This window comes from Microbacterium sp. GW821-FHT01D02, from assembly GCF_059422585.1.
Map to the genome: position 1 here is coordinate 113,975 of NZ_JBWKXB010000003.1, position 26,091 is coordinate 140,065.

At 69.5% G+C, this 26,091-nt stretch carries 25 protein-coding genes; 24 read left to right on the forward strand and 1 reads right to left on the reverse strand.

Annotated elements, in window-relative coordinates:
- Positions 1 to 126: 126 nt before the first annotated feature.
- The 11 genes from AC07VM_RS14025 to AC07VM_RS14075 all read left to right on the forward strand — a co-directional run bounded on the left by AC07VM_RS14025 (position 127) and on the right by AC07VM_RS14075 (position 11,737).
- On the forward strand, positions 127 to 969 hold the full coding sequence (locus tag AC07VM_RS14025; RefSeq protein WP_494911823.1) for an ABC transporter ATP-binding protein: 843 nt from the start codon (positions 127 to 129) through the stop codon (positions 967 to 969).
- The gene (locus AC07VM_RS14030; RefSeq protein ID WP_494911824.1) at positions 966 to 2,006 is read left to right on the forward strand and encodes an aliphatic sulfonate ABC transporter substrate-binding protein; all 1,041 of its coding nucleotides are present in this window, start codon (positions 966 to 968) and stop codon (positions 2,004 to 2,006) included. Before AC07VM_RS14025 ends, AC07VM_RS14030 begins: the two co-directional genes overlap by 4 nt.
- Before the next feature lie 83 nt (positions 2,007 to 2,089).
- The gene (locus AC07VM_RS14035; RefSeq protein WP_494912396.1) at positions 2,090 to 2,860 is read left to right on the forward strand and encodes an ABC transporter permease; all 771 of its coding nucleotides are present in this window, start codon (positions 2,090 to 2,092) and stop codon (positions 2,858 to 2,860) included.
- A 2-nt stretch (positions 2,861 to 2,862) separates the two neighbouring features.
- The gene (acs, locus tag AC07VM_RS14040; protein WP_494911826.1) at positions 2,863 to 4,848 is read left to right on the forward strand and encodes an acetate--CoA ligase; all 1,986 of its coding nucleotides are present in this window, start codon (positions 2,863 to 2,865) and stop codon (positions 4,846 to 4,848) included.
- 7 nt (positions 4,849 to 4,855) lie between these two features.
- Positions 4,856 to 6,160 carry an O-acetylhomoserine aminocarboxypropyltransferase/cysteine synthase family protein gene (locus AC07VM_RS14045; protein WP_494911828.1) on the forward strand — a complete coding sequence of 435 codons (1,305 nt, stop codon included), beginning with the start codon at positions 4,856 to 4,858 and terminating at the stop codon, positions 6,158 to 6,160.
- Positions 6,157 to 6,738 carry a CoA-binding protein gene (locus AC07VM_RS14050; RefSeq protein ID WP_494911830.1) on the forward strand — a complete coding sequence of 194 codons (582 nt, stop codon included), beginning with the start codon at positions 6,157 to 6,159 and terminating at the stop codon, positions 6,736 to 6,738. Before AC07VM_RS14045 ends, AC07VM_RS14050 begins: the two co-directional genes overlap by 4 nt.
- Positions 6,739 to 6,771: 33 nt before the next feature.
- Positions 6,772 to 7,371 (forward strand): dephospho-CoA kinase, encoded by a 600-nt coding sequence (gene coaE, locus AC07VM_RS14055; RefSeq protein WP_494911832.1) that lies wholly within the window; start codon positions 6,772 to 6,774, stop codon positions 7,369 to 7,371.
- Positions 7,368 to 8,579: an MFS transporter gene (locus AC07VM_RS14060; RefSeq protein WP_494911833.1), complete on the forward strand. Its 1,212-nt coding sequence runs from the start codon at positions 7,368 to 7,370 to the stop codon at positions 8,577 to 8,579. Before coaE ends, AC07VM_RS14060 begins: the two co-directional genes overlap by 4 nt.
- A gap of 140 nt (positions 8,580 to 8,719) precedes the next feature.
- Positions 8,720 to 9,259, forward strand: coding sequence for a hypothetical protein (locus AC07VM_RS14065; RefSeq protein ID WP_267415035.1), 540 nt, complete (start codon positions 8,720 to 8,722; stop codon positions 9,257 to 9,259).
- 37 nt (positions 9,260 to 9,296) lie between these two features.
- Positions 9,297 to 11,369, forward strand: coding sequence for an excinuclease ABC subunit UvrB (uvrB, locus tag AC07VM_RS14070; protein WP_267415034.1), 2,073 nt, complete (start codon positions 9,297 to 9,299; stop codon positions 11,367 to 11,369).
- 11 nt (positions 11,370 to 11,380) lie between these two features.
- Positions 11,381 to 11,737: a TfoX/Sxy family protein gene (locus AC07VM_RS14075; protein ID WP_494911834.1), complete on the forward strand. Its 357-nt coding sequence runs from the start codon at positions 11,381 to 11,383 to the stop codon at positions 11,735 to 11,737.
- A gap of 9 nt (positions 11,738 to 11,746) precedes the next feature.
- Here AC07VM_RS14075 and AC07VM_RS14080 read toward each other — a convergent pair whose 3' ends face one another.
- Positions 11,747 to 11,989, reverse strand: a complete 243-nt coding sequence (locus AC07VM_RS14080) for a hypothetical protein (protein ID WP_267415032.1) — start codon at positions 11,987 to 11,989, stop codon at positions 11,747 to 11,749.
- A gap of 45 nt (positions 11,990 to 12,034) precedes the next feature.
- Here AC07VM_RS14080 and AC07VM_RS14085 point away from each other — a divergent pair, with 45 nt between their 5' ends.
- The 13 genes from AC07VM_RS14085 (at position 12,035) to gap (ending at position 26,085) form a co-directional block, all read left to right on the forward strand.
- A complete protein-coding gene (locus AC07VM_RS14085) occupies positions 12,035 to 12,478 on the forward strand; it encodes a MarR family winged helix-turn-helix transcriptional regulator (protein WP_494911836.1) in 444 nt (147 codons plus the stop codon).
- A 71-nt stretch (positions 12,479 to 12,549) separates the two neighbouring features.
- Positions 12,550 to 13,302, forward strand: a complete 753-nt coding sequence (locus AC07VM_RS14090; RefSeq protein ID WP_494911838.1) for a DUF4129 domain-containing protein — start codon at positions 12,550 to 12,552, stop codon at positions 13,300 to 13,302.
- Positions 13,299 to 13,772 (forward strand): hypothetical protein, encoded by a 474-nt coding sequence (locus tag AC07VM_RS14095; RefSeq protein WP_494911839.1) that lies wholly within the window; start codon positions 13,299 to 13,301, stop codon positions 13,770 to 13,772. The genes AC07VM_RS14090 and AC07VM_RS14095 overlap by 4 nt, the downstream gene beginning before the upstream one ends.
- Entirely contained in the window at positions 13,769 to 14,737 is a 969-nt protein-coding gene (locus AC07VM_RS14100) for an AAA family ATPase (RefSeq protein WP_267415028.1), read from the forward strand. Before AC07VM_RS14095 ends, AC07VM_RS14100 begins: the two co-directional genes overlap by 4 nt.
- On the forward strand, positions 14,734 to 16,047 hold the full coding sequence (locus AC07VM_RS14105; RefSeq protein ID WP_494911840.1) for a DUF58 domain-containing protein: 1,314 nt from the start codon (positions 14,734 to 14,736) through the stop codon (positions 16,045 to 16,047). The genes AC07VM_RS14100 and AC07VM_RS14105 overlap by 4 nt, the downstream gene beginning before the upstream one ends.
- Entirely contained in the window at positions 16,044 to 16,640 is a 597-nt protein-coding gene (locus AC07VM_RS14110; RefSeq protein ID WP_494911841.1) for a hypothetical protein, read from the forward strand. Before AC07VM_RS14105 ends, AC07VM_RS14110 begins: the two co-directional genes overlap by 4 nt.
- A gap of 9 nt (positions 16,641 to 16,649) precedes the next feature.
- Entirely contained in the window at positions 16,650 to 19,538 is a 2,889-nt protein-coding gene (uvrA, locus tag AC07VM_RS14115; RefSeq protein WP_494911842.1) for an excinuclease ABC subunit UvrA, read from the forward strand.
- Positions 19,538 to 21,442: an excinuclease ABC subunit UvrC gene (uvrC, locus tag AC07VM_RS14120; RefSeq protein WP_494911843.1), complete on the forward strand. Its 1,905-nt coding sequence runs from the start codon at positions 19,538 to 19,540 to the stop codon at positions 21,440 to 21,442. The genes uvrA and uvrC overlap by 1 nt, the downstream gene beginning before the upstream one ends.
- Before the next feature lie 34 nt (positions 21,443 to 21,476).
- The gene (gene rapZ, locus AC07VM_RS14125; protein WP_494911844.1) at positions 21,477 to 22,349 is read left to right on the forward strand and encodes an RNase adapter RapZ; all 873 of its coding nucleotides are present in this window, start codon (positions 21,477 to 21,479) and stop codon (positions 22,347 to 22,349) included.
- A gap of 67 nt (positions 22,350 to 22,416) precedes the next feature.
- A complete protein-coding gene (gene whiA / locus AC07VM_RS14130) occupies positions 22,417 to 23,394 on the forward strand; it encodes a DNA-binding protein WhiA (RefSeq protein ID WP_267415022.1) in 978 nt (325 codons plus the stop codon).
- An 11-nt stretch (positions 23,395 to 23,405) separates the two neighbouring features.
- Complete coding sequence (locus tag AC07VM_RS14135) at positions 23,406 to 24,176, forward strand: hypothetical protein (RefSeq protein WP_494911846.1); 771 nt, start codon at positions 23,406 to 23,408, stop codon at positions 24,174 to 24,176.
- 156 nt (positions 24,177 to 24,332) lie between these two features.
- Positions 24,333 to 24,959, forward strand: coding sequence for a superoxide dismutase (locus tag AC07VM_RS14140; RefSeq protein WP_017202787.1), 627 nt, complete (start codon positions 24,333 to 24,335; stop codon positions 24,957 to 24,959).
- Positions 24,960 to 25,074: 115 nt separating this feature from the next.
- A complete protein-coding gene (gap, locus tag AC07VM_RS14145) occupies positions 25,075 to 26,085 on the forward strand; it encodes a type I glyceraldehyde-3-phosphate dehydrogenase (RefSeq protein WP_494911847.1) in 1,011 nt (336 codons plus the stop codon).
- Positions 26,086 to 26,091 lie beyond the last annotated feature (6 nt).

A 26,091-nucleotide genomic window follows, 5' to 3' on the forward strand; every position in this document is an offset into this window, starting at 1 on the left:
GTCGTCACCCCGCCTTCGGGCGGGTGTGGCGGCCCGTTTCGCATGTCCGGAACTGCGGATTCCGTTGCGTGACGGAACATTACGACCGCATTCGTAACATTCGATGCCCTCCGACAGCATGAGGGAATGACCGCCCTGCTGCCCGCGTCGCGCAACGCCGACGTCTCGACGACGGCGGGGACCGCGCAGGCCGTGCGTCTCGACGGGATCGACCGCTCCTTCCCGCTGCCGCATGGAAGGCGCGATGTCCTCCGAGGGATCGACCTCGACATCGCGGCCGGCGAGATCGTCGCAGTCGTCGGGCCCTCCGGATGCGGGAAGTCGACGCTGCTGCGCCTCATCGGCGGGCTCGACGTGCCTACGCGCGGCGGCATCCGCCTCGACGGCATCGGCGTCGCCGACGTGGACGAGCGCACCGCGATCGCGTTCCAGGAACCGCGACTGCTGCCGTGGCGCACGATCGCCCAGAACGTGGAGCTCGGCCTGCGGCGCGGCACTCCTCGCCGTGCGGGCCGGGAGCGCGTGCGCGAGCTGCTGCACCTCGTCGGGCTGGATCACGCCGCCGACCAGCGTCCGCGCGAGGTGTCCGGCGGCATGGCGCAGCGCGCGTCCCTCGCCCGGGCGCTCGCCCGCAACCCCGGCGTGCTGCTCCTCGACGAACCCTTCGGCGCCCTCGACGCGCTCACACGCCTGCGCATGCACGACCTGCTCCTGAAGATCCATGCGGCCGAGCCGACCACGGTCCTGCTCGTCACGCACGACGTCGAAGAGGCCCTGTACCTCGCCGACCGGGTCCTGCTGCTGCGCACCCTCGCCGAGGGCGCGGAGACCTCGATCGCCCGCACGATCTCCGTGCCGGGCATCCGCCCCCGAGATCGCGCCGACCGCGGTCTCGCCGACCTGCGCGCCGACCTTCTCGAAGGTCTCGGCGTCGACACCCACCACAGCATCACCGAGGAGACCCGATGAGCACCATCACCCGCCGAATCATCCCCGCGATCGCGATCGCCGGGACGATGATGCTCGTCGCGACCGGATGCGTCGCGGGGGAGAATGCCGGCGCGACCGACACGAAGCCCACCTCCGGCGCGACCGAGTGGTCGTCGGACACGCTCTCGATCGACTTCGCGACGTACAACCCCCTGAGCCTCGTGATCCGCGACCAGGGCATCCTCGAGGACATCCTCGGTGACGACGTCACGGTCGAGTGGGTGCAGTCCGCCGGCTCCAACAAGGCCAACGAGCTCCTCCGCTCCGGTTCGGTCGACGTCGGATCGACCGCGGGATCCGCCGCGCTGCTCGCCCGCGCGAACGGCTCGCCCATCCAGGTGATCGACATCTTCTCGCAGCCCGAGTGGGCGGCCATCGTCGTCGGCCCGGACAGCGACATCACGTCGGTCGAAGACCTCAAGGGTGCGTCGATCGCGGCGACCAAGGGCACGGACCCCTACTTCTTCCTGCTCCAGGCGCTGGAAGAGGGTGGCCTGTCCCTCTCTGACGTGGAGGTGCAGAACCTGCAGCACGCCGACGGCCGCGCCGCGCTCGACGGCGGCTCGGTCGACGCCTGGGCCGGCCTCGACCCGATCATGGCCGCAGCCGAGGTCGAGTCGGGCGACAAGCTCATCTACCGCAACGTGGACTTCAACACGTACGGGTTCCTCAACGCCACCGAGGACTTCGTCACGAACCACCCCGACCTCGCTCAGGCCGTCGTCGACGCCTACGAGCAGGCGCGGGAGTGGGCACTCGCGAACCCCGACGAGACCGCGGCCCTGCTCGCCGAGGTCGCCGGCATCGACCCCGCGGTCGCCACCACGGTGATCCAGGAGCGCTCGAACCTCGACGTCAGCGGCATCCCCGGCGCGGACCAGGTCGCCGTGCTCGAGAAGATCGCCCCGGTGCTCGTCGAATCCGGCGATGTGCTGGGCGGGAAGGACTCGGTCGACAAGGCGCTGTCCTCCATCGTCAACGACACGTTCGCGAAGAAGGCGGTCGGCGGCGAGTGACGATTCCCGACCGGCTGATCGTCCCCGCGGACTCGCGGGACGCGCTCGACTTCGCCCAGGGGAAGTCTCGGAGCACCGGGGCGGTGACCGGTCACGTGTGGGATCGTCCTGCGGTGCGGATCCTCGGCGGACTCCTGCTGCCGGCCGTCATCCTCCTCGTCTGGCAGCTCGTGACGACGTCGGGCCTCGTCGAGCCGTATCGCCTCCCCACACCTGCGTCCGTCTATCAGGCCGGCGTCGAACTGGCCGAGAGCGGGCAGCTCTGGACCCACATCGCGATCTCCGTCCAGCGCGTGCTGCTCGGCTTCGCGATCGGCTCCGTCATCGGGCTCGCGGCAGCGGGGGTCGTGGGGCTGTCCCGCTGGGGCGATGTGCTTCTCAGCCCGACGCTCGCGGCGGTCCGGGCCGTCCCGTCGCTCGCCTGGGTGCCGCTCCTCATCCTCTGGATGCAGATCGGCGAGGAGTCGAAGGTGACGCTCATCGCGATCGGCGCGTTCTTCCCCGTCTACACGACGGTGGCGTCGGCCCTCCGGCACGTCGACCCGCACCTCGTCGAGGCCGGCCGATCGTTCAGCCTGCGCGGCTGGTCCCTGTTCCGCACGGTACAGCTTCCCGCCGTCGTGCCCTCGGTCGTGGCCGGACTCCGCCTCGCGCTCGCGCAGGCCTGGCTGTTCCTCGTCGCGGCGGAGCTCATCGCGTCCTCCATGGGCCTCGGCTTCCTGCTGACCGACTCGCAGAGCACCGGCCGCATCGACCGCATCCTCCTCTCCATCGTGCTGCTCGCACTCCTCGGTACGATCACCAGCGGCATCCTCGCGCTGCTCGAGAAGTACCTGCTGCGCCGGTGGGTGTGAGCATGACCGAGGCACGGCTTCAGGAGTCGCGTGTGTATGCGCCCGCCGCCGGGTTCAGCGACGCGAACGTCACTGCGGAAGCGTATGCACGCGCCGCGGCGGACCCGGTCGCGTTCTGGGAGGAGGCCGCGCGCCGACTGGTGTGGTCGGAGCCGTGGCACACCGCCCACGAATGGGATCCGCCGCTGGGAGATGCGGTCCCCGCGGCGCGCTGGTTCCTCGGCGGGAAGCTCAACGTCGCCGTGAACTGCGTGGATCGCCACGTCGCGGAAGGTCGCGGAGACAAGGTCGCGCTGCACTTCGAAGGTGAGCCGGGCGATCGGCTCTCGGTGACGTACACAGACTTGCAGGAGCGGGTCTCCCGCGCCGCCAACGCACTCGTCGCTCTGGGCATCCGACCGGGGGACAGCGTCGTGATCTACCTCCCGGTCCTCGTCGAGACCGTCGTGATCACGCTCGCCTGCGCGCGGATCGGTGCCGTGCACTCCCTCGTCTTCGGTGGCTTCTCGGCCGAGGCCGTGCGGTTCCGCCTGGAGGACACGGGCGCGAAGCTGCTCGTGACGAGTGACGGCCAATATCGCCGGGGGACCGCCACCGAGGTGAAATCTACGGCCGACGTCGCCGCGGCAGACCTTCCCGACCTCGAGCACGTGCTCGTGCTGCGGCGCACCGGGCAGGATGTGCCGTGGACCGACGGCCGTGACGTCTGGTGGCATGACGTCGTCGACACCGCCTCGCCCGTGCACGAGGCCGAGCCCTTCGACGCCGAGCATCCGCTCTTCGTCATCTACACCTCCGGCACGACCGGGAAGCCGAAGGGCCTCGTCCATACGTCCGGCGGCTACCTGGCGCAGGCGAGCTGGGCGCACTGGGCGCACTTCGACGCGAAACCCGACGACGTGCACTGGTGCACCGCCGATCTCGCCTGGGTCACCGCGCACACCTACGAGATCTACGGACCGCTGTCGAACGGACTGACCCAGGTCATCTACGAGGGCACACCCGACGCCCCGCACCGCGAGAGACACCTCGAGATCATCGAGCGCTATGGAGTGACCGTGTACTACACGGCGCCCACGTTGATCCGCACCTTCATGACCTGGTTCGGTGCCGAGCTGCCATCCGGCCACGACCTCTCCACCCTGCGACTGCTGGGCACCGTCGGCGAGGCGATCAACCCCGAGGCCTGGGTGTGGTTCCGGCGGAACTTCGGTCGCGACGAGCTGCCCGTGATCGACACCTGGTGGCAGTCGGAGACCGGAGCGGCGATGATCGCGCCCCTTCCCGGCGTGACGAGCCTCAAGCCGGGTTCGGCGTCGGTCCCGCTGCCGGGCATCGATGTCGCGGTGGTCGACGAGCACGGCGATGAGGTCGCACCGGGACGATCGGGAACGCTGGTGGTGCGTCGTCCCTGGCCGGGGATGGCGCGCACGGTCTGGGGCGACCCGACGCGTTACCGCGACGCGTACTGGTCCGCCCACGCGGGTCGAGGCGATCACGGCGGCTACTACGTCGCCGGCGACGGAGCCACCCGCGACGCCGACGGGTACATCTGGATCCTGGGACGCCTCGACGACGTCGTGAACGTGTCGGGGCACCGCCTGTCGACGATCGAGATCGAGTCGGCCCTGGTCGCCCACGAGACCGTGGGGGAGGCCGGCTCGGCCGGTGTCTCCGATCCGGTCACCGGGCAGGCGGTCGTGGCCTTCGTCACACCGTCCGGTCGCGCCGAGGTGACCCCTTCCGCGCTGCGGGCGCAGGTGGCGCAGGCGATCGGGCCCGTCGCCAAGCCGAAGCACATCGTGATCGTCCCCGACCTGCCGAAGACGCGGTCCGGCAAGATCATGCGCCGACTCCTGGCACAGTTGTGGGAGGCCGAGCAGGATCGCCGAGCCGGCCGCGAGCCGCAGGCACTCGGCGACACCACATCGCTGCAGAACCCCTGGCCGTCGACGACATCGCCGACGTGCTCGCCGACGCCGAACTGAGGACAGCATGACGGAAGAACACCGCTTCGGATTCCGCACCAGAGCTCTGCACGCCGGAGGAACTCCCGACGCGTCGACCGGCGCGAGGGCGGTGCCGATCTACCAGACCACGTCCTTCGTGTTCGACGATGCCGCGGACGCGGGCAACCTCTTCGCGCTCCAGAAGTACGGCAACATCTACTCCCGGATCGGCAACCCGACGGTCGCCGCCCTGGAGGAGCGACTGGCCTCCTTGGAGGGCGGCATCGGCGCCGTCGCGACCGCCTCGGGCATGAGCGCGGAGTTCATCACGTTCGCCGCGCTCGTCGGCGCCGGAGATCACGTCGTCGCCGCCGCGCAGCTGTACGGCGGCACGGTCACGCAGCTCGACGTCACCCTGCGCCGCTTCGGGGTCGAGACGACGTTCGTCGCATCGACGGACCCGGCCGACTTCGCGGCCGCGATCCGTCCGGAGACGAAGGTGGTCTACGTGGAGATGATCGGCAATCCCTCGGGGGAGATCGCCGACATCGAGGGCCTTGCGGCCGTCGCGCACGATGCGGGAGTCCCGCTCGTCGTGGACGCGACCCTCGCGACCCCGTACCTCGCACGCCCGCTGGAGCACGGCGCGGACATCGTGATCCACTCCGTGACCAAGTTCCTCGGCGGACACGGCACGACCCTCGGCGGCGTGGTGATCGAGAAGGGGACCTTCGACTGGGGCAACGGCAAGTTCCCGCAGATGACCGAGCCCGTCGAGTCCTACGGCGGCATCAAGTGGTGGGACAACTTCGGCGAGTACGGCTTCCTCACCAAGCTCCGCTCCGAGCAGCTGCGCGACATCGGCCCGGCGCTCAGCCCGCAGTCGGCGTTCAACCTGCTCCAGGGCATCGAGACGCTCCCACAGCGCATCGACGCGCACCTCGCGAACGCGCGCGTCGTCGCGGACTGGTTGGAGTCGGATCCGCGTGTCGCCTACGTCACCTGGGCCGGACTCGAGGGGCACCCGCACCACGAGCGCGCGGCGAAGTACCTGCCGCTCGGACCCGGCTCGGTCTTCGCGTTCGGCGTCGCCGCGGAGGACGGCCGGGCCGCGGGGGAGACGCTCATCGAGAACCTGCAGCTCGCCTCGCACCTCGCGAACATCGGCGACGCCCGCACGCTCGTCATCCACCCCGCCTCGACCACCCACCGACAGCTCACCGCGGAACAGCTGGTCGCGGCCGGTGTGCGTGCCGACCTGATCCGCATCTCGGTAGGGCTCGAGGACGCCGAGGACATCATCTGGGACCTCGACCAGGCACTGACGACCGCGACGGGAGCGACCCGATGACTGCGATGACGAACACCGGTGACGCCTGCGCCCTGCCCACGCCGACGGATGCCGCGGCCTGCGCGCTGCCGGGGAGTGCCCCCGTCGTGCCCGGCCGGACCTGGGTGGGACCGACCCAGCAGGAGCGGTTCGCGCTGCTCCGGCGCGCGAAGTCGATCGCGATCGTCGGGGCCTCGAACAACCCCGCGCGCGCGTCGTTCTTCGTCGCCACGTACCTGCTGTCCAGCACGGCCTACGACGTGTACCTGGTGAACCCGCGCGAGACCGAGATCCTCGGACAGCCCGTGTACGCGTCCCTGCAGGACCTGCCGGTCGTGCCCGACATCGTCGACGTGTTCCGTCGTCACGACGATCTTCCCGGCGTGGCGCAGGAGGCCATCGATGTCGGCGCGCAGACGCTGTGGCTGCAGCTCGGGTCGTGGAACGAGGAGGCGGCGGCGACCGCCGAGGCCGCCGGAGTGTCGGTCGTGATGGACCGGTGTATCAAGATCGAGCATGCGCGATTCCACGGTGGACTGCATCTGGCGGGCTTCGACACGGGTGTGATCAGCTCGCGGCGTCAGCTGCTCGCGCGCTGAGCGTCGTCGCCGGGCGGACCATAGACTGGCCACATGCCTCTCATCGCGCTCACCGGCGGCATCGCCTCCGGGAAGTCGACCATCGCCAGGCGTCTCGCGGAACACGGTGCCGTCATCGTGGATGCCGATCAGATCGTGCGCGACGTGCAGGCTCCCGGATCGCCGGTGCTGGAGCGGATCGCGGAGACTTTCGGTCCGTCCGTCATCGCCGCCGACGGAGCGCTCGACCGTCCGGCACTGGGTGCTGAGGTCTTCGGATACCCCGAGCGCCTCGCACAGCTGAACGCGATCGTCCACCCCGCCGTGCGGGAGGAGTCGCAACGACGGTTCGATGCCGCGGCCGCTGCCGACCCGGCCGCCGTGGTGGTCTACGACGTGCCCCTCCTGGTCGAGGCGCGCGTCGACGACCCCTGGGACCTGATCGTGGTCGCTCACGCCCCGGCCGCGGAACGGCTTCGTCGTCTGGTCGAGCTGCGCGGCATGGAAGCCCCCGCCGCGCAGGGCCGGATCGACGCGCAGGTCTCCGACGAACGCCGGCTCGCGATCGCCGACGTCGTGATCGACACCGCGGGCACGCTGGAGCGCACGCTCGAGCAGACGGATGCGCTGTGGGAGCGGATCCGCCGCCCGTGACCTTCTCCGGCCACGCGCCGGGATCGCGCGAGTACCGTCGCCTCATCGTCGGTCTGTTCTTCGCCGGGATCGCCACGTTCGCACAGCTCTATTCCGCACAGGCCGTGCTGCCGCAGATCGCGAGCGACCTCGCCGTCGGACCCGCGACGGCGGCCCTGAGCGTCTCGGCCGCAACGCTCGGGCTGGCGCTCGCGGTGATCCCGTGGTCGATCGTCGCGGACCGCATCGGCCGGGTGCCCGCGATGGCGACGGGGGTGCTCCTCGCGACGCTGTTCGGACTCGCGGCGCCGCTGAGCGGGGAGATCGCGGTGCTGCTCCTGCTCCGTTTCGCGGAGGGCGTGGCGCTGGGAGCCGTACCGGCGGTGGCTCTCGCCTACCTCAGCGAGGAGGTGGCGGCACGGTACGCGGCCACGGCGGCGGGAAGCTACATCGCCGGCACCACCGTCGGCGGCCTGCTCGGGCGCATCGTCTCCGGCATCGTCGGGGAGGTCGGCGGCTGGCGCGTCGGCGTCCTGTCCGTCGCGGTCGTCTGCCTCGCGGCCGCGATCCTCTTCCTGTCGCTCACGCCCCGGGCACGCGGATTCGTCCCCGGACGTCTGCGGGTCGACCGCGGCCCCGGCATCCTCGAGCGGCTCCGCGGACCTCTGCGCTCCCGGGTGCAGTGGGCTCTGTATGCGCAAGGCTTCCTGCTGATGGGCGCGTTCGTCGCGGTCTACAACTACCTGGGGTTCCATCTCTCGGCACCTCCGTTCGCGCTGCCGGCGTGGGTGGTGACGCTGCTCTTCCTGGCGTACCTGGCCGGCACGGTCTCCTCACCATGGGCAGGGACGCTCGCCTCCAGAGTCGGCCGCTTCCCGGTGCTCCTCGCCTCGATCGGCGTGATGGCGATCGGTGCGGTCCTGCTGCTGGTGCCCCTCGCCGCCATCGTGCTGCTGGGGCTCGTTCTCTTCACCGCCGGCTTCTTCGGGGCCCATGCGGTGGCGTCGGGATGGACTCCGGTCGCCGCCGGTGCGGCCAGCAGGGCGCAGGCGTCATCGCTGTACTACTTCGCCTACTATGCGGGCTCGAGCCTGTTCGGGTGGGCGCTCGGACTCGTGTTCGGGGCGGCGAGCTGGAGCTGGTTCGTCGCCGTGATCCTGGCGATGTGCGCAGCGGCCACCCTCGCCGCCGTGTCGGCGCTCCGAGGAGCGCGGAGCGGACTGGTCTGAGCCGTCTCGTCGGGGACGGCGGCTCTCAGCCGGCCCCAGGGTCGGCGGAGAGCACCGTTGATAGGCTGGTCGTGGGCGTGGGGACGCACCAGGGGATGGTCTGCTGGGGGATTGCTTTTCCGCGCGCTGGGGAGTGGAAAATGCAACAGGAGAATCAGGGGATCTCTCGTCGGAGTCTCGTCGCGAGTGCTGCGTGGTCGGTGCCCGTGATCGCAGCGGCGGTGGCCCTGCCGATGGCAGCGGCCAGCGGGAACAACCTCACGAACCGTGAGGCGAACTACTACTGGGCTGCCGAGGCGCAGGGTGGGTTCACGGCGCTGGCGGCTGCGGCCGGCGGGCTGAAAGCCACGTTCAGCACGCAGATCGGCTACCGTTCCACGCCGTGGGTGAGTCCGCCCGCCGGAGCGTCGCTCGTGGTCGTCGTGCAGTTCAGCACGCCGGTCACACTCGATCCCGGCACGCGCCTGGACGCATGGGTGCCGTCGCCCCCGAGCGGGTCGTCGGCGACGACGTTCACGTTCACCCGGACGCCGGCGAGCTTCGGCGACGCGCTGACCTTCAATGTGATCGGATCCGCGCCCGGGGAACTCGAGTCGAGGGCCAGCATGGCCGTGCTCAACGGCGGCTCGACGACCTGGGCCTCGGAGCCCTCGTCCAAGACGGCTGTGCTCGTCGCCTGACGGCCTCGATGTCGGAGGGGCGGCATACGCTGGAGGTATGCAACCCACGCGCAGTGTCCGCCCCTTCGAGGTCATCAGCGAGTACGCGCCGGCCGGCGACCAGCCGAAGGCCATCGCCGAGCTGGCGGCGCGGATCAACGCGGGAGAGACCGACGTCGTGCTGCTCGGTGCGACCGGTACCGGCAAGTCGGCGACCACGGCGTGGCTCGTCGAGCAGGTGCAGCGCCCGACGCTGGTGCTCGCGCACAACAAGACCCTGGCCGCCCAGCTGGCGAACGAGTTCCGCGAGCTGATGCCGAACAACGCCGTCGAGTACTTCGTCTCGTACTACGACTACTACCAGCCCGAGGCCTACGTCCCTCAGACGGACACCTTCATCGAGAAGGACTCCTCGATCAACTCCGAGGTCGAGCGGCTGCGGCACTCCACCACCAACTCGCTGCTGAGCCGTCGTGACGTGGTGGTGGTCTCCACCGTGTCGTGCATCTACGGACTCGGCGCACCGGAGGAGTACCTCCGTGCGATGGTCGCGCTGCAGGTGGGGGAGCGGTACGACCGCGACGCCCTCATCCGCCAGTTCATCGCCATGCAGTACAACCGCAACGATGTCGACTTCTCCCGCGGGAACTTCCGCGTGCGCGGCGACACCATCGAGATCATCCCGGTCTACGAGGAGCACGCCATCCGCATCGAGCTCTTCGGCGACGAGATCGAGGCGCTGTACTCGCTCCACCCGCTCACGGGCGAGGTCATCGAGAAGCTCGACTCGGTGCCGATCTTCCCGGCATCCCACTACGTGGCCGGCACCGACGTCATCCAGCGCTCCATCGGCACGATCGAGGCCGAGCTCGAAGAGCGTCTCGCCGAGTTCGAGCGGCAGGGCAAGCTCCTGGAGGCTCAGCGTCTGCGCATGCGCACGACGTTCGACCTCGAGATGCTGCAGCAGCTGGGCTTCTGCTCCGGCATCGAGAACTACTCGCGCCACATGGACGGACGTGAGCCGGGCGAGCCGCCGCACACCCTGCTCGACTTCTTCCCCGACGACTTCCTGCTCGTGATCGACGAATCGCACGTCACGGTGCCGCAGATCGGCGCGATGTACGAGGGCGACGCGTCGCGCAAGCGGACGCTCGTCGATCACGGGTTCCGCCTGCCGAGCGCGATGGACAACCGTCCGTTGCGCTGGGACGAGTTCAAGAACCGGATCGGGCAGACCGTGTACCTCTCGGCGACCCCCGGCAAGTACGAGATGGGGATCGCCGACGGCATCGTCGAGCAGATCATCCGTCCGACCGGCCTGGTCGACCCGCACATCGTGGTCAAGCCGTCGAAGGGACAGATCGACGACCTGCTCGAGGAGATCCGCCTGCGCGTCGAGCGTGACGAGCGCGTCCTCGTGACCACCCTGACGAAGAAGATGTCGGAGGAGCTCACCGACTTCCTCGGCGAGCACGGGGTCCGCGTGCGCTACCTGCACTCCGACGTCGACACGCTGCGCCGGGTCGAGCTCCTCAGCGAGCTGCGCGCCGGTGTCTACGACGTTCTCGTCGGCATCAACCTGCTCCGAGAGGGCCTCGACCTTCCGGAGGTCTCGCTGGTCGCCATCCTCGACGCGGACAAGGAAGGGTTCCTGCGTTCGGGGACGTCGCTCATCCAGACGATCGGTCGCGCAGCCCGAAACGTGTCCGGTGAAGTGCACATGTACGCCGACAACATGACCGACTCCATGAAGAAGGCGATCGACGAGACGGACCGTCGCCGGGAGAAGCAGGTCGCGTACAACAAGGAGCACGGGATCGACCCGCAGCCGCTGCGCAAGCGCATCGCGGACATCACCGAGGTGCTGGCACGAGAGGGCGCCGACACCGCGGACCTGATGTCGAGTCGTGGTCGCGCATCGGGGAAGGGCAAGTCGCCGACCCCGAACCTGCGTCGCACCGGTATCGCCGCGGAGGGCGCGCAGCAGCTCGAGGCGACGATCCAGGATCTGACGGATCAGATGCTCGCCGCCGCGAGCGAGCTGAAGTTCGAGCTCGCCGGGCGCCTGCGTGACGAGGTGCAGGACCTCAAGAAGGAGCTCCGCGCGATGGAACGCGCAGGGCACGCGTAAGCGAGGCGCCGATGGATGCCGCAGGGAACGAGCTCGCGGATCGGATCCGGGCGCTCCTGAGCGCCGACGACGAGATCGAAGAGCGACGCATGTTCGGCACGCGCGCGTTCCTCGACGACGGGCGCATCCTCCTCGGAGCCCGCTCCGGTGGCGTCCTCCTGGTGCGCGTGGACGACGAGAGCGGCGCGGCGCTGCTGACCCGCCCGGGGGTGGCGCGCGCCGTGATGGGGTCCCGCACGATGAGCTCGGGGTGGCTGGATGTCGTGCCCGCGGTCATCGAAGACGACATCGAGCTCATGTTCTGGCTCGACGTCGCGCGGGAGTCGACCGGGGCGGCTGTCGAGACCCCGGGACAGGACGACCGCTAGCGGCCGGGGTCAGGGGCAGTGCACCAGGGTCTTCGGCCCGGAACGATCGATCTCGTGCTGCGTCATGGGGGCGCCGCACAGCGGGCAGGCGCGCTCGGCACGTTCGGAGGCGCTGGGCGGCGGGGTCTTCTCGTAGGGACCCACCGAGGCCGGACCGGCGAAGCGGATCAGGTTCGTGTTCACCCAGGCGTAGAGGCCTCCTGCCTCGCGGATGCGGGTGCGGAGGGGTGGGCGGTCGGAGTCCTGTGCCATGTTCATTAGTGTACTAACTATTAGCGCAGATGTATAGTCTCCCGTGTGACGGCAACCGATGACCTGCTCAAGCTGGAGAACCAGCTCTGCTTCGCCCTGGTGACCGCGGCACGCAACGTCGTCGCGCTCTATCGCCCGATCCTCGAGCCGCTCGGCCTCACCCACCCGCAGTACCTCGTAATGCTGGCCCTCTGGGAGCGCGCGCCCCGCACGCTGAACGACCTCGCCGTCGATCTCGCCCTGGAGCCGGCCACGGCATCACCCCTCGTGAAGCGACTGGAAGTCGAAGGGCTCGTGGCTCGACAGCGGAGCAGTGAGGACGAGCGGCGCCTGGAGATCACGCTGACCGAGGCAGGGGCAGCACTCCGCGAGCGTGCCGTCGACGTCCCGCACCAGGTCATGTCGGCGGTCGGCATGGGCATCGACGAGATCGCCGCCCTCCGCGACGGTCTCGGTCCGTTCGCCGGAAGACGCCCCGACCTCGGCTGAACCGTCGCTGCGTCGTCCTCCCGCCGCGTCGCTCACGCGGTCGCGTGGAAGACAGCCCCTATGGTGGAGGCATGTCGCGCTCCGAGACCTCGGCCCCGGAGGGGGAGCGTGCGGCGAGAACGCGGCCCCGGCGGCTGCTGCTGCCGCTGATCGCGATCACGGGGCTGTTCGCGACGATCATGCTCGCCGCTGCCGCGCAGGGACTCCCGCAGTTCGGCGACTGGGCGTTCGAGCTCCCGGCCGTACCGATCGACGAGCTGCCGACGCAGACTCCCGGAGAGACCGCGCCGCCGCTCGAACCCCCCGACGATTCCCCGCTGCTCGCGATCATCGGCATCATCCTCATCGCCATCGTCGCGGCGTCCGTGCTCACGCTGGTGTACTTCGGTCTGCGGATGCTGATCAGGTACCTCCTGGAGCGCTGGCGCGATCGTCCGCTCGCCCGGCGGGACGCGGCGCAGATCGACGCCGTGGCCGTCGCCGGCGCGCCCGTCGAGGTCGAGCCGGACGAGGCGACGATCCGACGCGGCATCGCCGCGGCGCTGCAGACGATCGACGAGAGGCCCGTTCCGGGTGACAGCATCGTCGCGGCATGGGTGGGACTGGAGGAGTCCGCCGCGGATGCCGGGGCCGGGCGTGGCGTCAACGAGACCCCGAGCGAGTTCACCGTGCGGATCATCGGGCGGCGTGCCGGGATCGCCGCGGAGGTCGTCGCGCTGCTGGCCCTCTACGAGCGGGTCCGGTTCGGCGGTCATGTCGCCGATGAGGACGACCGGGCGACTGCCTCCGACTGCCTCCGAGGTATCGAGGCGGGGTGGCGATGAAGGCGCGGATCCTGATCGTGGGGCTCGGTGCTGCTGTCGCCGCCGTGCTCGTCGTCCTGCTCGGGCAGCTCGGGTTCCCGGCACCGTTCGTGGTCGCCTGGATCATCGTCGTCCTCGCGATCATCCTCGCGTTCCGCCAGGACTTCACGGAGATCGGCGCGGACTGGCCGCCCGAGAAACCGAGCGACGACGCACGGAGCTCCGACGTGTCGCGGATGGCCTGGGCGATCAACGCCCGCACGGGGGTCGCCGGTCACGTGGTCGTGCGCCGCGTGCAGGGGCTGCTCCGGCGGAGACTGGCCCACAGCGGTCTCGACCTCGACGATCCCGCGCAGCACACGCGCATCGACGCGCTTCTCGGGGAGGGCGTACGTGACTCCCTGCACCGCCGCGAGGTGCACCGCACCGACATCGAGCGCGTGCTCGATGCGATCGACCGAATCCCGAACGACCCGGAGGACAACGGATGAGCACGCAGGAGACCACACAGATCGCCGACATCGGGCACCGGGTGCTCGAGAGCGTCCGCAGCGCGGTCGTCGGGATGGATGAGCCTCTCACGATCGCCCTCGCGGCGATCCTCGCCGGCGGTCATGTGCTCTTCGAGGACGTGCCCGGGCTGGGCAAGACGCTTGCGGCGCGGAGTCTCGCATCGGCCCTCGGGCTCGATTTCCGGCGGCTGCAGTGCACGCCCGACATGCTCCCCGGCGACGTCACCGGCTCGTACGTGTACGCACCGGCGGATGGCGACTTCGTGTTCCGCCCCGGACCGATCTTCACCGGGCTGCTGCTCGCCGACGAGGTGAACCGGACGACGCCCAAGACGCAGTCCGCGATGCTCGAGGCGATGGCCGAGGGGCAGGTGACCGTCGAGGGCAACAGATTCCCGCTGCCGCGCCCGTTCCACGTCGTGGCGACGTCCAACCCGATCGAGTACGAGGGGACGTACGCGCTCCCGGAGGCGCAGCTCGACCGGTTCATGGTGCGGCTCGCGGTCGGCTACCCCGTGTCGGAGGACGAGACGCAGATCATCCTCGACCGCGTGGCGCGGCAGAGCCCCGACGTCTCGGTCGCCCCCGTCGTCGATGGCGAGGGACTCCTCGAGATCCAGGCGGCCGTCGAACGGATCCACGTCGACCCCGATGTCGCGCGATACTGCGTCGAACTCGCACGGGCCACACGCGTCGCGCCGCACGTCGCCGTCGGCGCCTCCCCGCGAGGGTCGCAGGCGCTGGTGCTGCTGGGGCGCGCCCTCGCGGCGCTCGAGGGCAGGGACTACGTGCGTCCGGACGACATCAAGCGGATCGCGGAACCGGTGCTCGCACACCGTCTCACCCTCACCCCGCAGGCCTGGGCGCAGGGAGTGGATCCGCGCTCCGTGGTCGCCTCCGTGGTGGCGAGCACTCCGGTGCCGCCGACGGTGGCCGCGCGGTGACCGACCCGGTCCGCGTCATCGCCCGCGCTCCGGTGCGGTGGAGTCGAACGCCCGTGATCGCGATCGGGTTCGCCGGTGCGGCCGTCATCGCGGCGGTGGGACTCGCGCTCTCGCGGCCCGATGTGATCGGCATCGGCCTGCCCCTCGCGCTGGCGACGGCGTGGATGCTGATGCGGCGCCCCGACGACAGCGACCTGGCGATCGAGTTGCGTGCGCGTCCCGGTGGGGCGGACGGTGCGGACGAGGTCGTCGCGGCGGCGGATGTGGCCCTCGACGCGGATTGGGTGCAGGTCGCGGTCGATCTGGAGGAACGGCGTGCCGGACTCGCCGATGTCCGACCGGGACCATCCGTCTTCACCTCGCGCACCCGCCTCCAGCATTCCGGTCCGGTGGAACTTCTCGGCGTGACCGTCCGCGGGGTGGCCCTGGACGGGGCATGGGTGTCGGAGCCGGGTCCGCGCGTCGCACTGGGATGGAACACCCCGCCTCGCGCGCCCCGGATCGCGCAGCTGCCGGTCGCCCCGCGCCTCACGGGCCTGCACGGCGCACACGAGGGCGCACGTCCCGGTCAGGGCGGCGACTTCCGCGACATCCATCCGTTCGCCCCCGGAGACGAGCTGCGCCGGGTCGACTGGCGGGCGACGGCCCGTGCGGCCCGTCGCCCCGGTGAGCTGCTGGTTCGTCGCACCAACGCGCTCAGCGACTCCTCGGTGGTGATCGCGATCGACACGGTGGAGGACGTCGGCACCGTGGTCGCGGCCTGGGGGACGGGCGATCCCGACCGCTCCGGGACGACCTCGCTCGATCTGGCCCGCGAGGCGGCGCTCTCCATCGCCACCACGGCGATCGGCGTCGGGGACCGCGTGGCGTATCACGCGCTGTCGCCGGGAGGCCGCAGCATCCCCGCCGGCGGAGGCCCCCGCCATCTCGCCCGCGTGCGCGACGTCATCGCCGCGACGGGGCAGAGTGCGGACGACTCCCGGTATCGGCGCTCTCCCGTCGTGTCGTCGGGATCCATCGTCTTCGTGCTCTCCACCTTCGTCGACGGCGTCGCGGCGCGCCTCGCGACCCAGTGGCGGGCCGCAGGTCACGCGGTGGTCGCCGTCGACGTGCTGCCCGTCCCGGACACGACCCGGCTGGGCCGGGAGCAGCACATCGCGCTGCGCACGCTGCTCGCGGAGCGCTCCGTCGTCCTGTCGGAGCTCCGGCATGCGGGCGTGGAGGTCGTGGCGTGGGCCGATCCCGACGTCGACGTCGCGATGCGCCTCGTCGCACTGCGACAGCAGCGGATGCGGGCGGTGCGCCGATGACCCGCGGCATCCGTTCGTTCCGTGTGCCGGGCGTCATCCCCGGCATCGTCCCGCGACTTCTGATCGTCGCCGTCGTCTGGGCCGGTGCCCTCGCGCTGGTCCCGTTCGCCCTGTGGCAGTGGGCCGCCGTGATCGCCGCCCTCGTGTCCGTCGCGGTCCCGCGGTCTCTCACGGCCTGGTTGGCGGCCGCGTGCCTGGTGTTCGGCGTGATCCTGAGCGAGCCGGCTCCCGAGCGGACGGCGCTCGCGGTGCTGCTCATCCCCGCCATCCATCTGCTCGCGTCCCTGTGCCTCGTCGTCCCGATCTCCTCTCGGTTCGCCCTCGCCGTGCTGCTGCCGACGCTCGCGCGCTTCGCGGTGGTGCAGCTGCTGGCGCAGCCGGTGGTCTTCGGGATGTGGCTGCTCCTGCCCGGCGCGGTGGATCGCGGTCTCGCGTGGATCGCTCCGTTGGCGGCGGCCGTGCTCCTGGCGGGGGTGCTGCTCGCGCTGAGGGCTGTGAAGACGGCGGACGAGCCGCGGGGCGGGCGCGTGCCGTCGGCCCGTTCGTCGGATGCAGGTGCTCGCCGCGGAGCCGATGTCCGTGGCCCCTCGTAGACTTGTTCGGTGCCCATCGTCCCCGTTGCTTCCCCAGGAAAACTCAGTGTCCGCGGTGCCCGCGTCCACAATCTCAAGAACGTCGACATCGACATCCCCCGCGACTCTCTCGTCGTGTTCACCGGTCTGTCCGGATCGGGGAAGTCCAGCCTCGCGTTCGACACGATCTTCGCCGAGGGGCAGCGTCGTTACGTCGAATCGCTGAGCGCGTACGCGCGCCAGTTCCTCGGTCAGGTCGACCGACCCGACGTCGACTTCATCGAGGGGCTGAGCCCCGCGGTCTCGATCGACCAGAAGTCCACGAACCGCAACCCGCGATCGACCGTCGGCACGATCACCGAGATCTACGACTACATGCGCCTGCTGTGGGCGCGCATCGGCATCCCGCACTGCCCGGAGTGCGGTGAGCGCATCCAGCGCCAGACCGTGCAGCAGATCGCCGATCAGCTGATGGAGCTCCCCGAGCGCACGCGCTACCAGGTGGTGGCGCCGATCGTGTCGCAGAAGAAGGGCGAGTTCGTCGACCTGTTCCGCGAGCTCGGTGCGAAGGGCTACTCGCGTGCGATCGTCGACGGCGAGCTGATCCAGCTCGCCGAGCCGCCCACGCTGAAGAAGAGCTACAAGCACGACATCGCCGTGGTGGTCGATCGACTCGTGGCCTCGGATGACATCCTCGGGCGGGTCACCGATTCCGTGGAGACCGCTCTGGGCCTGGCCGGTGGCGTGGTGCAGATCAACTACGTCGACGGCGAGGGCGACGACGCGTGGCAGACGTTCTCCGAGAAGCTGGCCTGCCCGAACGGACATGCGCTCACGCTCACCGAGATCGAGCCACGCACCTTCTCGTTCAACGCGCCGTTCGGTGCATGCCCCGCCTGCTCCGGCCTCGGCACGCGCATGTCCGTCGACGTCGATCTGATGCTCGGCGACGAAGACCTCTCCATCCGCGAGGGCGTCATCATCCCGTGGACCACCCAGGGCAAGGGGCTGTTCCAGTACTACGAGCGCCTCCTCGAGGGGCTCTCCCGCGACCTGGACTTCTCGCTGGACACGCCGTGGCGCAAGCTGCACTCCGACGTGCAGGACGCGGTGCTGCGCGGCGAGAACTACAAGGTCACCGTCAAGTGGAAGAACCGCTACGGGCGCGAGATGCGCTACGCCTCCGGTTTCGAGGGCGTGGTCCCGTACATCGAGCGGCAGTACCTGCAGGCCGAGTCGGACAACCAGCGCAGCCGCTGGGGCGAGTACCTCCGCGAGGTGCCGTGCCCCGTTTGCGACGGCAACCGCCTCAAGCCGGAGGTGCTCGCGGTGCAGGTGCACGGCCACTCGATCGCCGAGGTGTCGCACCTCAGCCTGGCCGACGCCCGGGCCTTCATGGAGACCCTCACGCTCACCGACCGCGAGGCGAAGATCGCCGCTCAGGTGCTGCGCGAGATCCGCCTGCGCCTCGACTTCCTGCTGCAGGTCGGCCTCTCGTACCTGAACCTCAGCCGCTCGGCGGGATCCCTGTCCGGTGGTGAGGCTCAGCGCATCCGCCTGGCCACGCAGATCGGCTCGGGTCTCACCGGTGTCCTCTATGTGCTCGACGAACCGTCGATCGGTCTGCACCAGCGCGACAACCGCCGCCTGATCGAGACGCTGCTCACGCTGCGCGACCTCGGCAACACGCTCATCGTGGTGGAGCACGACGAGGAGACGATCGAGGCGGCCGACTGGGTCGTCGACATCGGACCCGGTGCCGGCGTCAACGGCGGCGAGGTCGTGCACTCGGGGCCGTACTCGGCTCTGCTCGACGACAGCGCCTCGATGACGGGGGAGTACCTGTCCGGCCGCCGCGAGATCCCGATGCCGAAGAAGCGCCGGAAGATCGACAAGAAGCGCATGCTGAGCGTCGTCGGCGCACGGGCGAACAACCTGCGAAACGTCACAGCCGACTTCCCGCTGGGAGTGCTCACCGCGGTCACCGGCGTCAGCGGGTCCGGGAAGTCGTCGCTCGTGAACGACATCCTGTACCAGGTGCTGGCGTCGCGACTGAACGGAGCGCGCACGGTCCCGGGCAAGCACACGCGAGTGACGGGACTCGACAACCTCGACAAGGTCGTGCACGTGGACCAGGCGCCGATCGGCCGCACGCCGCGGTCGAACCCGGCGACGTACACGGGCGTCTTCGACCGCATCCGCACGCTGTTCAGCGAGACGCCCGAGGCGAAGGTCCGCGGCTATCAGCCCGGCCGGTTCAGCTTCAACGTCAAGGGCGGCCGCTGCGAGGCGTGCTCCGGTGACGGCACGATCAAGATCGAGATGAACTTCCTCCCCGACGTGTACGTCGACTGCGAGGTGTGCCACGGCAAGCGGTACAACCGCGACACGCTTGCGGTGCACTACAAGGGCAAGAACATCGCCGAGGTGCTCGAGATGCCGATCGAGGAGGCCGCCGACTTCTTCGAGCCCATCCAGGCGATCCACCGCTACATGAAGACGCTCGTCGACGTGGGACTCGGCTACGTGCGGCTCGGTCAGTCGGCGACGACGCTCTCCGGCGGTGAGGCGCAGCGCGTCAAGCTCGCCACCGAGCTCCAGCGCCGCAGCAACGGACGCAGCATCTACGTGCTCGACGAGCCGACGACCGGTCTGCACTTCGAAGACGTCCGCAAGCTCCTCGAGGTCTTGAACGGTCTGGTCGACAAGGGCAACACGGTCATCGTCATCGAGCACAACCTCGACGTGATCAAGTCGGCCGACTGGGTGATCGACCTCGGTCCCGAGGGCGGCTCCGGTGGTGGCCAGATCATCGCCACGGGCACCCCGGAGCACATCGCACGGGTCGAGGAGAGTCACACCGGGCTGTTCCTCTCCGAGATCCTGGGTGAGGGGCGCTCCGCGCGGAAGGCCAGCTGATGGCCGACGTGCTGCCGTACAAGCCGCGGGCGGGGGAGATCCCCACCGACCCCGGCGTGTACCGGTTCCGTGACGCCGCGGGCCGGGTGCTCTACGTGGGCAAGGCGAAGAACCTCCGGCAGCGACTGTCGAACTACTTCGCCCCCCTCCGGACCCTGCACGAGCGCACGCGGCGCATGGTGACGACGGCGGCCTCCGTCGAGTGGACGGTGGTGCCGACCGACGTCGACTCGCTGCAGCTCGAGTACATGTGGATCAAGGAGTTCGATCCGCCCTTCAACGTCCGCTACAAGGACGACAAGTCGTACCCGTTCATGGCGGTGACGCTCGCGGACGAGGCCCCGCGCGTGATCGTCACCCGCAACCGCAAGATCGCCGGTGCGCGGTACTTCGGCCCGTTCCCGAAGGTGTGGGCGGTGCACGAGACGATCGACCTGATGATCAAGGCGTTCCCGATCCGCACCTGCAGCGACGCCAGCTACCGCCGCGCCATGCAGACCGGCCGTCCGTGCTTCCCCGGACAGATCGGCAAGTGCGGGGGCCCGTGCTCGATGACGGTGAGCATCGAGGAGCACCGCGCCATGGTCGACGACTTCGTCGCGTTCATGGCCGGCGGCGACGAGCGGTTCACACGCGAGCTCACCAAGCGGATGCTGGCCGCCTCCGCGGCGATGGACTACGAGGCGGCGGCGAAGTACCGCGACAAGCTGTCCGCGATCGAGGCCGTGCTCGGCAAGAGCGCGCTCGTGCTCGCGGCGGACGAGGACGCCGACCTCTTCGGCATCGCGGAGGACGAGCTGGCAGCCGCCGTCCAGCACTTCGTGATCCGCGGGGGCAGGGTGCGGGGTGTGCGCGCCCTGACCATCGAGAAGGAGATCGACATCTCCAGCGGCGAGCTCGTCGAGCAGGTGCTGCAGCAGGCGTACGGAGAGGCGCAGGACGTCCCGCGCCGCATCCTGGTCCCGACCCTGCCGGACGATGCCGCGGAGCTCGAGGTGTGGCTGCGGGAGCGTCGGGGCAAGAAGGTCGAGATCGCCGTCGCGCAGCGCGGCCAGCGCGCCGACCTGATGCGCACGGCGACGTTGAACGCGCAGCAGGCGCTGATCCGGCACAAGACCCGCCGCACGACCGACTACGTCGCGCGGACGCAGGCCCTCACCGACCTGCAGGAGGCCCTCGGGATGGACGAGGCACCCCTGCGCATCGAGTGCTTCGACATCTCCCACCTCGGCGGCACGAACGTCGTCGCCTCGATGGTGGTGTTCGAGGACGGACTCCCGCGCAAGGACCAGTACCGCTCGTTCAACATCGCCGAGACGACGGACGACACGGATTCGATGTACCAGGTGCTGCGGCGTCGACTCGCGTACCTCGACCGTCCCGAGGAGCCGGAGGTCATCGATCCGACGACCGAGGAGATCGTCGCGGAAGACCTCGGCGAGGCGACCGTGCGACGCAAGCCCCGCTTCGCGTATCCGCCGCAGCTGCTCCTCGTCGACGGCGGCAAGCCCCAGGTGGAGGCCGCGGCCCGCGCCCTGCGCGATGCCGGTCACCCCGAGATCGCCGTCTGCGGCATCGCCAAGAGACTGGAGGAGATCTGGCTCCCCGGAGACGACTTCCCGGTGATCCTCCCGCGGACGAGTGAGGCCCTCTATCTGCTGCAGCGACTGCGCGACGAGGCGCACCGTTTCGCCATCACCCATCAGCGCAAGCGGCGCCGCAACGACATCACGTCCGTGCTCGCCGAGGTCCCCGGTCTCGGGGCCTCGCGGATCAAGGTGCTGCTCAAGCACTTCGGCTCGGTCACCGCGCTCCGGGCGGCCGAGCCCGGCCAGATCGAAGAAGTCCAGGGAATCGGTCCCGTCCTGGCCCAGAACATCCACAGCCACCTGTCCACTCGCTAGGCTGGAAGCCGAGGGGGAGAGGGAGCACTGAGCAATGGCTGACGAGGAAAAGGGCGAATTCCTCATCGTCACGGGCATGTCCGGCGCGGGCCGGACCACTGTGGCGAACGCACTGGAGGATCTCGGCTGGTACGTCGTCGACAACCTGCCGCCCCAGATCCTCCGACCGCTGCTGGAACTGACCGACATGGGCGGCAAGGCGCTGCCCAAGGTCGCCGCCGTGGTCGATGTCCGTGGTCGCAATCTGTTCGACGACTTCCCGGGGGTGGCGCGTGCGCTGCGCTCGCGCGGTTCGGTCCGTGTGCTGTTCCTCGATGCCTCGGATGACGTCCTGGTGCGTCGTTTCGAATCCGTGCGCCGCCCGCACCCGCTGCAGGGCGACGGCACGCTCCTCGACGGCATCAGGATCGAGCGGACCAGACTCGCCCCGATCCGCGAGGCCGCCGACCTCGTGATCGACACCTCGACGCTCAACATCCACCAGCTCGCGACGCAGGTGTCGGACATCTTCTCCGAGGAGGGGGAGGCCCGGCACCGGGTCACGTTGCTCAGCTTCGGGTTCAAGTACGGCCTGCCGACCGACGTCGACATCGTCGCCGACATGCGGTTCCTGCCGAACCCGTTCTGGAACGAGGAGCTGCGTGGTCTGACCGGTCAGGACGAGACGGTCCGGGAGTACGTGCTCTCCCGCGAGGGGGCGATGGAGTTCCTCGACGCGTACTCCGCGGCGCTCGTGCCCGTGCTCGAGGGGTATCAGCGCGAGAACAAGAGTCACTCGACGATCGCGATCGGCTGCACGGGCGGAAAGCACCGCTCGGTGGCGATGTCGGAGGAGCTGGCGCGCCGGCTCGCCGCCGTCCCCGGTGTCGCCGTGAACGTCCGTCACCGGGACCTCGGCCGAGAATAGCGAGCCGCCCGGCCGAGTAAGCTGGACGTTTGCGTCGCGATCCGGCGCGTGAACGTGAAGGAGTGTCGTGGCACTAACCACCGACGTCAAGGCCGAGCTGGTCAGCATCCGCAATGCACCCCCGACGGTGCGAGTCGCGGAAGTGACCGCGATCCTCCGGTTCGCCGGCGGTCTGCATTCGATCGCCGGTCGCGTGGCCGTGGAGGCCGAGGTGGACGCCGAGACTCTCGCGCGCCGCGTCGCGCGGGACCTCGCCGAGATCTACGGCGTGCGACCCGAGATCGCACAGGTCCAGTCGAGCACCGCGAACGACGGCGCCCGCTGGGCCGTCCGGGTGATCGCCCAGGGGGAGACCCTGGCGCGTCAGACCGGACTGCTGGACCAGCGCCGCCGACCTGTGCGCGGGCTGCCGAACCGCCTCACCACGGGTTCCCGTGCGGAGGTCGCCGGACTCTGGCGCGGCGCGTTCCTCGCCGCGGGCACCCTGAGCGAGCCCGGCCGTTCCGCCATGCTCGAGGTCGTCTGCCCGTCGTCGGAGGCCGCGATGGCTCTCGTCGGTGCCGCACACCGGCTCGGCGTCGCAGCCAAGGCACGCGAGGTGCGCGGGATGCCGCGCGTCGTCGTCCGCGAGGGCGAGGCGATCCGCACGATCCTCAACGAGATGGGCGCGCAGAAGACCGCCATCGCGTGGGAGGAGCTCCGTCAGCGCCGAGAGGTCCGCGCCGGCGTCAACCGCCTGGTGAACTTCGATGACGCGAACCTCCGCCGCTCCGCGCAGGCCGCCGTCGCCGCCTGCGCGCGTGTCGAGCGTGCGCTCGAGATCCTGGCCGACGAGGTGCCCGACCACCTGAAGGTCGCCGGTGAGCTCCGCCTCGCCCACCGCGACGCCAGCCTCGACGAGCTCGGCCACCACGCCGACCCGCCGCTGACGAAGGATGCGGTCGCCGGACGGATCCGCCGCCTCCTGGCGATGGCAGACAAGCGCGCGCAGCAGGATGGCATCCCGGGCACCGAGGCCGCCGTTCCCGTCGGGCTCGACGTCTGAGAGATTCCTGCATGAGTGTCTTCGGCTGGCGCGATGCGGAATTCGGTGAGGCGACGGTCGAGACGCCGTTCGCGGAGACGATCCGCGATGCGATCACGGTGCTCGGCGTCGCTCCCACGATCCTCGAGGGGCCCTTCGTCCGCTGGTACGACGGTGCGCGGCAGGTCTCCGTCCGCCCCTCGATCAGCGGCGGCGCGCAGATCCTCGTCGCGCACACAGATGCAGCCGTCGACGAGGAGTATCGCGACTTCGAGTCGCTGCCCGACTCGGCTCTTCCCTACCGGTGGCGCGCGGATGACATCGCCCTGCTCCCCGACGGCAGCTATCTGCCGGGGGAGCGGTTCGTCGACGATTTCGAGGCTCTGGCTCCCGTCCTGACCCGCACGCTCGTCACGCTGTGCGAGGCGACGGCCGCGCTGGGAGACGGTCGTTCCGAGGCGCAGCTGCACGTCTGGTACGCCGATCCGGCCCATGAAGCCCTCGTCAGGGCCGAACGCTGGGCGGCGCGTCGCAAGACCTCGCTGACCATCGCGTTCAAGGCGGGAGCGGGAAACATCCATGTGATGCCGGTGGGCGGAAAGGCGCTCGCAGAGCGGATCTCGTTCCCCGCCACCGCCCCGAACGCGTCGACCGCGGCGGATGCCTTCCTGGAGCAGATCGTGGCCACGGGGGCACCGAATCCGACGGCACTCCGACAGGACTCCCTGATGTACATCGAACGTCGCAGGCTCGCGCTCAGTCCGTTCGCTCTCGGAATCCCGCACATGGGGCTGAACGCCTGATCCGAACCGGATGCCCCGATGCGTCATACGGCGGAAGGTTCCGGGCCGTACCCGCGTTGTCGTCAGTAGGATGAAGAACGTCCGCTCTACGCCGCACATCGGCGGCGCGGAGGATCGGCAAGCGCCGCGGCGCGGCGCGGATTGGATGAAAGCGATATGGCGACCTACACGCTCCCCGACCTTCCCTACGACTTCGCAGCCCTCGAGCCGCACATCAGCGGCAAGATCATGGAGCTGCACCACGACAAGCACCACGCGACCTACGTCGCGGGCGCGAACACGGCGCTCGAGCAGCTCGCCGAGGCCCGCGAGAGCGGAAACCTCGCGAACGTCAACAAGCTCGAGAAGGACCTCGCCTTCAACCTGGGCGGCCACGTCAACCACTCGATCTTCTGGACGAACCTGTCGCCGAACGGCGGAGGCCAGCCGGAGGGCGAGCTGAAGGCCGCGATCGACGAGTACTTCGGCTCGTTCGAGAAGTTCCAGGCGCACTTCACCGCCGCGGCGACCGGCATCCAGGGCTCCGGCTGGGCCGTCCTCAGCTGGGACTCGATCGGCTCGCGCCTGATCATCCAGCAGCTGTTCGACCAGCAGTCGAACACCGCACAGGGCACGATCCCGCTCTTCCAGCTGGACATGTGGGAGCACGCGTTCTACCTCGACTACCTCAACGTCAAGGCCGACTACGTCAAGGCCGCGTGGAACATCGCGAACTGGGAGAACGTCGCCCAGCGCCTCGAGGTCGCCCGCAAGCAGACGAACGGCCTGCTGGTACTGTCGTAATCGGGTCGCGTCCCGACGGGCCACGGCTCGTCGGGACGCCCTCTCAGCCAAAAAACCCCGCGCTTCACTCATGCTGGAAAGCTGCGTGCGGCGCACGAGAAACAGGGAGACCTGAGTGTCTGTCAAGATCGGTATCAACGGCTTCGGCCGCATCGGACGCAACTACTTCCGCGCGGCTCTCGCGCAGGGAGCGGACCTTGAGATCGTCGCGGTCAACGACCTCACCGACAACAAGACCCTGGCGCACCTGCTGAAGTACGACTCGGTCGGCGGCGTCCTCGACGCCGAGATCAGCTACGACGACGACAGCATCACCGTCAACGGCAAGGCGATCAAGGCTTTCGCGGAGCGCGACCCCGCCAACCTCCCGTGGGGTGAGCTGGGTGTCGACATCGTCATCGAGTCGACCGGCTTCTTCACCAAGGCCGAGCTCGCCAAGAAGCACATCGAGGCCGGCGCGAAGAAGGTCCTCATCTCGGCACCGGGCACCGGCGTCGACGGCACGTTCGTCATGGGCGTGAACGAGGACACGTACAACCCGGAGACGGACCACATCATCTCCAACGCCTCGTGCACCACCAACTGCCTCGCGCCGCTGGCACAGGTCTTCAACGACGCGTTCGGCATCGACCGCGGCTTCATGATGACCGCTCACGCCTACACCGCGGACCAGAACCTGCAGGACGGCCCGCACAGCGACCTCCGTCGTGCGCGTGCCGCGGCGATCAACATCACCCCGGCCTCGACCGGTGCCGCCAAGGCCATCGGCGAGGTGCTCCCGGAGCTCCAGGGCAAGCTCAGCGGCTCGTCCTACCGCGTCCCGGTCCCCACCGGCTCGATCGTCGACCTGACCCTCATCACCGACCGCGAGAACCTGACGGTCGACGAGGTCAACGAGGCGTACAAGAAGGCTGCAGCCGACGGCCGTCTGGCGGGATACCTCCAGTACAACGAGGACCCGATCGTCTCCAGCGACATCGTGCACAACCCGCACTCCTCGATCTTCGACTCGACGCTGACCAACGTCAGCGGCAACCTGATCAAGGTCTCCAGCTGGTACGACAACGAGTGGGGCTACTCCAACCGTCTCGTCGACCTGACCGAGTACGTGGCCGAGCGCCTCTAAGCTCAG

Excerpts from the sequence above, each read along its gene's own strand:
- AC07VM_RS14025 (WP_494911823.1), top strand. The coding sequence starts at position 127 with ATGACCGCCCTGCTGCCCGCGTCGCGCAACGCCGACGTCTCGACGACG.
- AC07VM_RS14030 (WP_494911824.1), top strand. The coding sequence starts at position 966 with ATGAGCACCATCACCCGCCGAATCATCCCCGCGATCGCGATCGCCGGG.
- acs (WP_494911826.1), top strand. The coding sequence starts at position 2,863 with ATGACCGAGGCACGGCTTCAGGAGTCGCGTGTGTATGCGCCCGCCGCC.
- AC07VM_RS14045 (WP_494911828.1), top strand. The coding sequence starts at position 4,856 with ATGACGGAAGAACACCGCTTCGGATTCCGCACCAGAGCTCTGCACGCC.
- AC07VM_RS14050 (WP_494911830.1), top strand. The coding sequence starts at position 6,157 with ATGACTGCGATGACGAACACCGGTGACGCCTGCGCCCTGCCCACGCCG.
- coaE (WP_494911832.1), top strand. The coding sequence starts at position 6,772 with ATGCCTCTCATCGCGCTCACCGGCGGCATCGCCTCCGGGAAGTCGACC.
- AC07VM_RS14065 (WP_267415035.1), top strand. The coding sequence starts at position 8,720 with ATGCAACAGGAGAATCAGGGGATCTCTCGTCGGAGTCTCGTCGCGAGT.
- uvrB (WP_267415034.1), top strand. The coding sequence starts at position 9,297 with ATGCAACCCACGCGCAGTGTCCGCCCCTTCGAGGTCATCAGCGAGTAC.
- AC07VM_RS14075 (WP_494911834.1), top strand. The coding sequence starts at position 11,381 with ATGGATGCCGCAGGGAACGAGCTCGCGGATCGGATCCGGGCGCTCCTG.
- AC07VM_RS14080 (WP_267415032.1), bottom strand. The coding sequence starts at position 11,989 with ATGGCACAGGACTCCGACCGCCCACCCCTCCGCACCCGCATCCGCGAG.
- AC07VM_RS14090 (WP_494911838.1), top strand. The coding sequence starts at position 12,550 with ATGTCGCGCTCCGAGACCTCGGCCCCGGAGGGGGAGCGTGCGGCGAGA.
- AC07VM_RS14095 (WP_494911839.1), top strand. The coding sequence starts at position 13,299 with ATGAAGGCGCGGATCCTGATCGTGGGGCTCGGTGCTGCTGTCGCCGCC.
- AC07VM_RS14100 (WP_267415028.1), top strand. The coding sequence starts at position 13,769 with ATGAGCACGCAGGAGACCACACAGATCGCCGACATCGGGCACCGGGTG.
- AC07VM_RS14110 (WP_494911841.1), top strand. The coding sequence starts at position 16,044 with ATGACCCGCGGCATCCGTTCGTTCCGTGTGCCGGGCGTCATCCCCGGC.
- uvrC (WP_494911843.1), top strand. The coding sequence starts at position 19,538 with ATGGCCGACGTGCTGCCGTACAAGCCGCGGGCGGGGGAGATCCCCACC.
- rapZ (WP_494911844.1), top strand. The coding sequence starts at position 21,477 with ATGGCTGACGAGGAAAAGGGCGAATTCCTCATCGTCACGGGCATGTCC.
- AC07VM_RS14135 (WP_494911846.1), top strand. The coding sequence starts at position 23,406 with ATGAGTGTCTTCGGCTGGCGCGATGCGGAATTCGGTGAGGCGACGGTC.
- AC07VM_RS14140 (WP_017202787.1), top strand. The coding sequence starts at position 24,333 with ATGGCGACCTACACGCTCCCCGACCTTCCCTACGACTTCGCAGCCCTC.